At 62.0% G+C, this 9436-nt stretch carries 9 protein-coding genes; 7 read left to right on the top strand and 2 right to left on the bottom strand.

All coding sequences use genetic code 11. From position 1 onward, the window contains the following. Together EN906_RS12205 and EN906_RS12200 are read right to left on the bottom strand one after the other, a co-directional pair. Positions 1–535, bottom strand: a 535-nt coding sequence (locus EN906_RS12205; RefSeq protein WP_206529080.1) for a cytosine permease, incomplete at its 3' end; no start/stop codon positions are given. Between the two features lie 242 nt (positions 536–777). Continuing rightward, on the bottom strand, positions 778–1680 hold the full coding sequence (locus EN906_RS12200) for a LysR family transcriptional regulator (RefSeq protein WP_127375190.1): 903 nt from the start codon (positions 1678–1680) through the stop codon (positions 778–780). A gap of 236 nt (positions 1681–1916) precedes the next feature. Between EN906_RS12200 and EN906_RS12195 the strand changes: the two genes are divergently transcribed. From EN906_RS12195 to EN906_RS12165, 7 genes are all read left to right on the top strand, one after another. Beyond that, the gene (locus EN906_RS12195) at positions 1917–3431 is read left to right on the top strand and encodes a leucyl aminopeptidase (RefSeq protein WP_127268712.1); all 1515 of its coding nucleotides are present in this window, start codon (positions 1917–1919) and stop codon (positions 3429–3431) included. 55 nt (positions 3432–3486) lie between these two features. Then, positions 3487–4392 (top strand): proline iminopeptidase-family hydrolase, encoded by a 906-nt coding sequence (locus EN906_RS12190; RefSeq protein ID WP_127268711.1) that lies wholly within the window; start codon positions 3487–3489, stop codon positions 4390–4392. Between the two features lie 19 nt (positions 4393–4411). Beyond that, positions 4412–6073: an ABC transporter substrate-binding protein gene (locus EN906_RS12185; protein WP_127270356.1), complete on the top strand. Its 1662-nt coding sequence runs from the start codon at positions 4412–4414 to the stop codon at positions 6071–6073. Positions 6074–6112: 39 nt separating this feature from the next. Then, positions 6113–7129 carry an ABC transporter permease gene (locus EN906_RS12180; protein ID WP_127267731.1) on the top strand — a complete coding sequence of 339 codons (1017 nt, stop codon included), beginning with the start codon at positions 6113–6115 and terminating at the stop codon, positions 7127–7129. Continuing rightward, positions 7129–8100, top strand: a complete 972-nt coding sequence (locus EN906_RS12175) for an ABC transporter permease (RefSeq protein ID WP_127267730.1) — start codon at positions 7129–7131, stop codon at positions 8098–8100. Before EN906_RS12180 ends, EN906_RS12175 begins: the two co-directional genes overlap by 1 nt. After that, positions 8097–9056, top strand: coding sequence for an ABC transporter ATP-binding protein (locus tag EN906_RS12170; protein ID WP_127267729.1), 960 nt, complete (start codon positions 8097–8099; stop codon positions 9054–9056). The genes EN906_RS12175 and EN906_RS12170 overlap by 4 nt, the downstream gene beginning before the upstream one ends. Next, positions 9053–9436: ATP-binding cassette domain-containing protein (locus EN906_RS12165; RefSeq protein ID WP_245484235.1), on the top strand; the 384-nt coding region annotated here is incomplete at its 3' end. The genes EN906_RS12170 and EN906_RS12165, both read left to right, overlap by 4 nt.

The raw sequence follows: 9436 nt of genomic DNA, 5'->3' as shown, positions 1-9436 counted from the left end.
CCTGGAAGCGGCGCACCGTTTCCATGCCGTTCTGGATGATCAGCAGTTGCAGCCCCCAGATGACCACGAAGCAGATCACCTCCAGGCCGGTATGGCCGAGGAAATGCGTGCTGGCGTTGAAATCGGCGAACCATTGCGTTCGGATCAGCAGCGCCACGATCGCGCCCGAGGCGGCGGCCGTCTGCGCGCCGTACCAGAAACAGGCGACGATGGCGCGCACCAGTGCCGGTATGTTCGCACCCCAGATGCCGAAAGAGGCGCGGGCAAGCACGGGGTAGGGCACGCCCGTCTTCACTCCGGCATAGCCGACCATATTCATCAGCACATAGATGATCAGCGAGCCGATACCGATGGCGATGATGAAGTTGACGAAGCCGCCGCAGAACAGAAACAGGCTAGCGGCCAGATAGTAGCCCCAAAGGCTGTGGACGTCCGACGTCCAGACGTTGAAGATCGAGAATGGTCCCCAGTTTCGAACTTTGGCCGGAGCCAGATCCTCGTTGTACAGATCAGGTGAAGCACCCTGTATCGTCATGGCAATGTTCCCCTTTTGCAGCACGCGCCCTCACGCGTTGACCGCGTGCAGGTTAAGCCTGCCGCAGGGGAACCGACAAGCAACCTATTTGCCGGCTTTGGCCTTAAAGATATTCAATGAGAACTGCGATTATCGATGCAAGGCGATGGTGGGTCATCGCTGAACCCGGCACGGATGATTCGAAGTTCGACGCTGGGATTCCAATGTGAAGCGGTGGCTGCCGACATCTTCGGTAGGGGGCCCTAAGCGATGGCCATCACCTGCTTGTGGTCCGCGACTTCAGCGAGCAGCCAATCCTGAAACAGGCCGGTGCCTGGTTTGTTGCCGATGCTGCGACGCTGATGCAGGTAAATGCCGGCCGGATAGGTGTGGCGGACATGGAACGGCGCGACCAGTTTGCCTTGCTGCAGAAAATCTTGCGCCATTATCGTGTCCGCAAGCGCTATTCCGGCGCCATTGATCGCTTCGCGCATGATGAGCGTACAATCATCCAGTGTTGTGCTGGATTTTGGCGTCGTTTCCAGAACGCCTTCCTGCTCCAGCCAACGCTTCCATCTCATGGTTTCGCATTCATGGATCAGATGATGATTGACCAGATCGGCCGGCGATCGCAGCGGCACAGGCCCCTCCAAAAGCGAAGGCGCACAGACCGGGGTCAAAAGCAGCGGGATCAGCAGCGTCAAAGCCGGGCCGGCCTTGTAGACGAACTCGTCGACAATGGCCAAATCGAAGTTGGCGCGCTTGCCTGAAGTGGAGATCTCCAAATCCACCGACGGATGCAACCGGCGAAAGTTCGGCAACCGGTCCGCCAGCCAAAGGTTCAGAACGGTGGGCACGCACAAGACCCGGACCCGTTGGATCTTGCCGTGGCGCGAGCCGTCCGAGAGGCTGACGTCATCGGTGGCGCGCCAGATGGCTTCGAACGCCTCCGAGAGGCTGCGCGCATAGAAGGAGCCCCTGATGGTTGGCGTTATCTGGCGAAAACCGCGTTCGAACAGGTCCTGGCCAAGATTTTGTTCAAGCGCGCGGATGTGGCGACTGACAGCCGAGGGTGTCAGATGCAGTTCTTCCGCCGCGTCCTTGACGCTGCCGAGGCGAGCGGCAGCCTCGAAAGCGCGCATGCCATTGAGTGAGGGAAGGGCCATTGGCCGATCATGAATTGTCAGTTGAGTTTTTGTCAATCGACATGGGCAGAATTCGCGTTTGATCGCCTGCCCCCTTAGGGGATACCCAGAAGACAAGAGCAATTAAGTCGTCTCAAGAAAGCGACTGTTTGGGGACCGGCACTATACCATCGACGGCTGAGACCGGCTTGACCAGTCTCACCGGTGGAGAGCGAAGCTTTGCTCGGTATCGCCGCAATTGGAGAGAGCGCCAGCCTATGCCTCAATCGCCAGCGCCGGTCTTCGAAGCTGCGGACGAGATTTCCGCGGAAACCTCCGTCGTCGTGATTTTGCAAACTGCCCAACCAAGCTTTGGTCCCCGGGCAGCGGCTCTGGACGCTGAGATGAGCGGGATCGTGTCACGTGCTTGCTCCGACCCGGCCGCCTTGGCCGAATCCGGCACCTGCATCGATCTCATCGCCCCGCAAACAGTATCGACCAAGCGTGTGGTCGTCCTGGCCTTGGGCAAAGCCGAAGCCGTAACCACCCTCTCGTTGGCGCGCGCCGGCGGTCTGCTTGCCGCACATCTGGAAGGCAAGGGGGAATGCGCGGCCACTCTGGTCCTGGACCCCATCGCTGGCATTGAACTATCCGGCGCCGAAATCCTGGCGCGTGTCGCGCTTGGCATGCGGCTGCGCCGCTATCGTTTCGACATGCGCAACCGGCGGCAAGGCGCGGGGGCGGATCGAACCTTGCGGGTGAAACTGGTCGGAGCCGGCGGCACGGATCTGACCGCGGCGCTGACGCGGATCAATGCAATCGCCGACGGCGTCGAATATGCACGCACCTTGGTCAACCTGCCGCCAAACCATCTCCACCCCGACAATTTCCATGATCATCTGGAGCCGCTGCGTGAAGCCGGCATCGACATCGAAATGCTCGATGCCGCGCAACTGAAGGAGCTCGGCATGAACGCGCTCCTCGCCGTTGGGTCGGGCTCGGCGCGTCCGCCACGGGTCGCTGTCCTGCGCTACCGCGGCAAGGGTGCTCCCGCCCAACCACTCGCTTTCGTCGGCAAAGGCGTCTGCTTCGATTCGGGAGGCCTCTGCATCAAGGGCGGAGCGCAGATGTTCGACATGAAAGCCGACATGGGCGGAGCGGCGGCTGTGGTCGGCCTGCTGATCGCGCTCGCCCGGCAAGGCAGCCCGGTACACGTTGTCGGTGTTCTCGGCATCGCCGAGAACATGCCATCGGGCACCGCGCTCAAACCGCGCGACATCATCACCACGGCCTCGGGACAGACAGTGGAAGTGTTCGACACGGATGCGGAGGGACGCCTGCTTCTGGCCGACTGCCTCTACTATGCAGCCACGCGCTTCAACCCTTCGGTGATCGTCGATCTGGCGACGCTGACCTATTCGGTGACGCGTGGCCTGGGGTCGATATTCGCAGGCCTATTCAGCACCGACGATGCCATCGCTTCACAGATGATCGCGGCCGGAGAAACGGTCGGCGAGCGGTTCTGGCGGCTGCCGCTCGACCGGGCCTATGATGAGGGTCTGCAATCGCCGTTCGCGGACCTCAGGCATCATGCCAAGGACATGGAAGACGGCGACGCTCCCTATGCGGCGGCCTTCCTGCGTCACTTCACGGAAGACCGCCCCTGGGTGCATCTCGACATCGCCAGCAAGGAACTGACCGACACCGATCGGCCTCTGGGCAGGCAAGGCGCCACGGCATTTGGCGTGCAGATGCTGGAAGAGTGGGTGCAGGTCACCCGCAACATGAGTTAGGGCGCCTGCCGTCACGGACAAATACAAGATGCCTTCAACCGCACTGGGAACTGGGATGTCATCTGAGATCATAGGCATGGAAGGACGGGCCGCTTTCGACGCCTACGAGACCTGGTATCGGGTCAGTGGCGAACTCGGTGGCGAAAAGGCGCCTGTGGTGATCCTGCATGGCGGCCCAGGCGTCGCTCACAACTATGTCGATGCCTACAAGCTTCTTGCGCGAAGGGATCGCGCCGTCATCCACTACGACCAGTTGGGCTGCGGCAATTCCACCTTGCTGCCTGAGAAAGGCGCCGATTTCTGGACACCTGGGCTGTTCATCGACGAGCTTGAAAACCTGGTCGACCATCTCGGCATTCGGACGGGCTTCCACGTCCTCGGCCAGAGCTGGGGCGGCATGCTGGGCGCCGAATATGCCGTGACGCGGCCGCAGGGCCTGAAGTCGCTGACCATCGCCAACTCGCCGGCTTCCATGAAACTGTGGGTCGAAGAGGCCAACCGGTTGCGTGCCGACCTACCCGCGGATGTGCAGGAGACACTGACCCGGCACGAGCAGGCCGGCACGACGGGCGATGCGGCGTACCAGGCGGCGACGATGGTGTTCTACGAGCGGCATGTCTGCCGGGTCGTGCCTTTCCCGTCCGAAGTCACGGAAAGTTTCGCCCAGGTCGTGCGCAATCCGACCGTCTATAATCTGATGAATGGGCCAAACGAATTCCATGTCATCGGAACGCTGAAGAATTGGAGCATCGTCGACCGTCTGCCGGCCATCGATGTTCCTACTCTGATCATCTCCGGACGTCACGACGAGGCCACGCCCGCGACCGTGCAGCCCTACAAGGACGGCATCAAGGGGTCTCGCTGGGAGATATTCGAGCATTCCAGCCACATGCCGCATGTCGAAGAGCAAGATGCGTGCATGCGGGTGGTGGGAGACTTCCTGGACCACAACGACAATTGAAGAAAAGGGGAATGAAGACATGAAGAAACTGCTTCTGGCGGCAACAGCCGCGGCATTGCTGGCCGGTACATGGCTGGCCCCGGCACAGGCCGAATATCTCAAGGAGCACCGAGGCGGCACCATCCGCCTGCTGGCCCGCTCCGCGGCCGGAACGCTCGATCCGCACATCAATTACACGGACCAGGGCTGGCAGATGTACCAGCCGATCTATGACGGCCTGGTAGCCTTCCGCAAGGCCGAGGGTATGGACGGCTTCACCATCGTTCCCGATCTGGCCGAGGCGTTGCCGCAGGTCAGCAATGACGGCAAGACCTTCACCTTCAAGCTGCGCAAGGGCATCAAGTTCTCCAGTGGCCAGGATCTTGGCGTGAAGGACGTCGTCGCTTCTTTCCAGCGCATCTTCAAGGTTTCCGGACCCACCTCCGGCACGTTCTATGCCGGCATCGTCGGTGCCGACAAATGCCTGGCCGACACCAAGAGCTGCACGCTGGAAGGCGGCGTTGTCGGCGACGAAGCGGCCGGCACCATCACCATCAACATCACCAAGCCGGATGCCGAGCTGCTCTACAAGCTCGCCTTGCCGCATGCCGTGGTCCTGCCGGCGGACACGCCCGCCGAAGACATGGGCTCCAAGCCCATTCCCAGCACCGGCGCGTACATGATCTCCGCCTTCGACCCGAACAAGGGCATGACGGTTTCCCGCAACCCAAATTTCAAGCAGTGGAGCGAAGAAGCCCAGCCGGACGGCTATCCGGATGTCGTCCAATATGATTTCGGCCTGTCCGAAGAGGCAGCCGTCACCGCGATCCAGAACGGCGAAGCGGACTGGATGTTCGACGCTCTGCCCAGCGATCGCCTGGGCGAACTGGGCAGCAAGTCCATGGACCAGCTGCACATCTCACCGCTTTCGGCTTGGTGGTACGCGCCGCTGAACAACCGTCTCGCACCCTTCGACAATGAAAAAGCCCGCCAGGCCGTTGCCTATGCGATCGATCGCAACACGCTGGTCAAGCTGTTCGGCGGAAAGGTGCTGGCCTCGCCGGTCTGTCAGGTCCTGCCCCCGGACTTCCCCGGCCATGAAGACTATTGCCCCTTCACCAAGAATCCGGGCGCCAAATGGTCGGCCCCTGACCTCGACAAGGCAAAGCAGTTCGTCGAGGACTCCGGCACCAAGGGTCAGAAGGTGACCATCATCGTCGAGGACACCGCCATTTCGCGGTCCATCGGCGTCTATCTGCAGAGCGTGCTGACCAGCATCGGCTATGTCGCCGACGTCAAGCCGATCTCGTCGAACATCCAGTTCACCTACATCCAGAACACCAACAACAAGGTGCAGATGTCCGTCACCCAGTGGTACAAGGACTATCCGGCGGCTTCGGACTTCCTGAACATCCTGTTCAGCTGTGCCTCCTTCCGCGAAGGTTCGGACGCGTCGATCAACATCGCCGGCTTCTGCGACAAGGAAATCGACGCCAAGATGCAAAAGGCATTGGACCTCGGCGTCACCGATCAGAAAGCCGCCGACAAAATGTGGGCTGAAATCGACAGGCAGGTCACCGACAAGGCACCTGCCGTCGGCCTCTTCACGCCGAAGCGGCTTGACTTTGTCAGCAAACGTCTTGGCAATTTCAAGTTCAACCGTCAGTTCAACTGGATGATCACCCAATCCTGGGTGCAGTGATGGCCTGGGTGCAGTAACGAACCGCGGAGGGGCACGTCCGTGTCGAACGTAGCTGTCGCCGCGCCGCGCAAGACGCGAGGGCCCTGGGCCGTCGCGTTTGCGAAGCTGGCAAGGGACAGGGCTGCCATGGCGTCGCTGGCCGTGTTCCTCCTCATCGTCCTTGCCTGCCTCAGTGCGCCTCTTTATGCAAAATGGGCAGGCGTGGACCCCTTCGCCTCGACGCTCGACGCCGTCGTCCAGATCGACGGTGCCGACGTTCCGGTGATGGAACAGTCGACGGAAGGGCTAGGGCTTGGTTACACACCGCTCGGCCCGACCTGGCGGCTGGGCAATTATTTCCTCGGCGCCGACAGCCAGGGGCGCGATGTCATGGCCAGGATGCTCTATGGCGGGCTGAGCTCGTTGCTGATCTCCGGAGCAGCCACCATCTTCACCCTGATCCTGGGCACGGCGGCGGGATTGATCGCCGGCTATTTCGGCGGCGTCACCGACACGGTGCTGTCGCGCTTCCTCGACATACTGTGGGCGTTCCCCATCTATCTGCTGGCGATTTCGCTCTCCATCGTCACCATCGCGCATGGCATCACGATCGGACCGATCCAGATCGAGTCCGGCAGTTTGTGGCTGCCTGTCATCATCATCGGCATCGTCTACGTGCCCTACGTGGCCCGCCCAATACGCGGGCAGGTTCTGGCGCTGCGCAAGAGCGAGTTCGTGCTGGCCGCGATCAATCTGGGCGTGCCGGGGTGGCGCATCCTGTGGCGCGACATCCTGCCCAACGTCACCACCACGCTAATCGTCTTCGTGCCGCTGATGATGGCGCTGAACATGCTTACCGAATCAGCCCTTTCCTTCCTTTCGATCGGCGTGCAGCCGCCGGCCGCGAGCTGGGGCACCATCATCCAGGACGGACAGGCGCTGCTTTACACCAGGCCATTGGTGGCGCTGGTGCCGGGCCTGGCGATCGCGGTTTCCGTCATGGCGCTCAATGTCTTCGGCGACGGCCTGCGCGACGCGCTCGATCCGCGCTCCAAGGTTCGGCTGGGGCGCGACTGATGATCTACGCAATCCTGCGCCGGTTCGGCCAGATGCTGTTCGTGATGTTCGGCATCTCGGTCATCGTTTTCTTGATTTTCTTCGCAACGCCGGGCGCCGACCCGGCTGCGCGCATCGCCGGCCGCAATGCATCGCCCGAAGTGCTGGAGGCGGTACGCCACAGCTTCGGCTTCGACCGGCCGCTCTACGTGCAATATGTGACGATGATGGAGAAGATCTTCGTCACCGGCGATCTGACCTCCTTCGTCAATCGTGGCTGGAAGGTGGTGCCGGCGGTCATGGATTCGATCCCGGTCACGCTCTCGCTGGTGTTCGGAGCGGCGATCCTGTGGGTGGTCGTCTCCATCGTCATCGGCATCGCCGCCGCCGCCACGCGCGGCAGCTGGCTGGACAAGCTGCTGATGGCGCTAGGGCTGCTCGGCATTTCCATGCCGGTCTACTGGCTGGGCGAGGTGATGAACCTGATCACCCAGAGCCGCTACCACGACAGCTGGGCGTTCTCCTGGGTGCCGCCGCTCGGCTACAAGAATTTCTCCGACGATCCGAAGGGCTGGTTCCTGACCCTGGTCATTCCGTGGATCACACTGTCCATTCTCTATATCGGTATTTACGGGCGCGTGCTGCGCGCGGCAATCATCGAATCCCTGCAGGAAGACTATATCCGCACGGCCCGGGCCAAGGGGCTGTCGGAGACCCGCATCCTGCTGCGCCATGCCTTGCGCACGTCGCTCATCGCATTCGTCACTCTGTTCGGCCTGGACTTCGGTGCGCTGGTCGGAGGCTCAGCCCTGCTGACGGAGGTGGTGTTCGGGCTGCACGGCATCGGCAAGCTCACTTATGACGCTCTGCAGAATCTCGATCTGCCGATGATCATGGCGACGGTGATGTATGCGTCCATGTTCGTGGTTATCGCCAATGCGGTCGTCGATTTCGTCTACATCCTTCTCGATCCGCGCCTGAGGACATCATGATACTGTCGGTGCGCGACCTCAGAGTTTCCTTCCGCACAAATGATGGCCTGGTGCGGGCCATCGATGGCGTTTCCTTCGACCTTAAGGAGAGCGAAATCCTCGGCGTCGTCGGTGAGTCCGGTTCCGGCAAGACCGTGTCGCTGCTGGCCGTCATGGGTCTCATCACCGATCCCAACGCCACCATCGAAGGGTCGATCCGCTACAAAGGCCGCGAACTCGTGGGACTGCCCGCGCGCGAGCTCAGGCGGCTGCGCGGCAACGAGATCGCGATGATCTTCCAGGATCCGATGACGGCGCTGACGCCTGTCTACACGATCGGCTGGCAGATCGCCGAACAGATTCGCGCGCATCGCAACATCAGCAAGTCCAAGGCGATGGAGCGCGTGGAGGAACTGCTGGCCGAGGTGAATTTTCCCAACCCGCACGAGGCGATGTCGCGCTACCCGCACCAACTGTCCGGAGGCATGCGTCAACGGGCGGTGATCGCAATGGCTTTGTCCTGCAATCCGGCGCTTCTGGTGGCTGACGAACCGACCACGGCGCTCGACGTCACCGTACAGGCCGGCATTCTCGATCTGGTGCGCAAGCTGCGCGCGACGCACAAGTCGGCGGTCGTCTTCATCACACATGACATGGGCGTGGTCTCCGAACTCGCCGACCGGGTCATGGTCATGTATGCCGGCCGCGTGGTGGAGCGCGGCAGTCGCATGGAACTGTTTTCCGATCCACGACACCCCTATACGCGCGCGCTGCTGGGTTCGATCCCGCCGCTGACCGGCGAAAAACCACGGCGCTTGCCGGCCATTCCCGGTTCGCCGCCGTCAATGCTGCGATTGCCGCAGGGCTGTGCGTTCGGTCCGCGGTGCCCGGTTCACTACGAGCCCTGCCAGGCCGGCAAGCCCGACCTCGGGAGCGGCACCCATGCCGCGGCATGCTTCAGGGTGGCACAGGCATGAGCGGACCGATGATCGACAAGAACCGCCCAATCCTCGAGACGCGTTCGCTGGGCAAGCGCTTTTCCATCGGCAGCCGTTTCTCCGCCGAAGGCAAGCGAACCGTTCATGCGGTCGACAATGTTTCCCTGACCGTGTGGCGCGGCGAGACGGTCGGGCTGGTCGGCGAATCCGGATGCGGCAAGTCCACGCTGGCGCGTTGCCTGGTGAGGCTCTACGACATATCGGACGGCGAGCTTCTGTTCGAAGGCAACGACATAACCTCCAAGTCGCTGTCCGAACTCAGGCCGCTGCGGCGCCGCCTGCAAATGGTTTTCCAGGACCCGTCGGCGTCGCTCAATCCGCGCCGGCGCGTCGGCGACCTGGTGGCCGCGCCGCTGCGC

It is taken from the genome of Mesorhizobium sp. M7A.F.Ca.CA.004.06.1.1, assembly GCF_003999135.1.
Classification (GTDB): Bacteria; Pseudomonadota; Alphaproteobacteria; order Rhizobiales; family Rhizobiaceae; genus Mesorhizobium.
The sequence above is the reverse complement of the archived record's forward strand: the minus strand, read 5'-3'. Positions and strand labels throughout refer to the sequence as shown.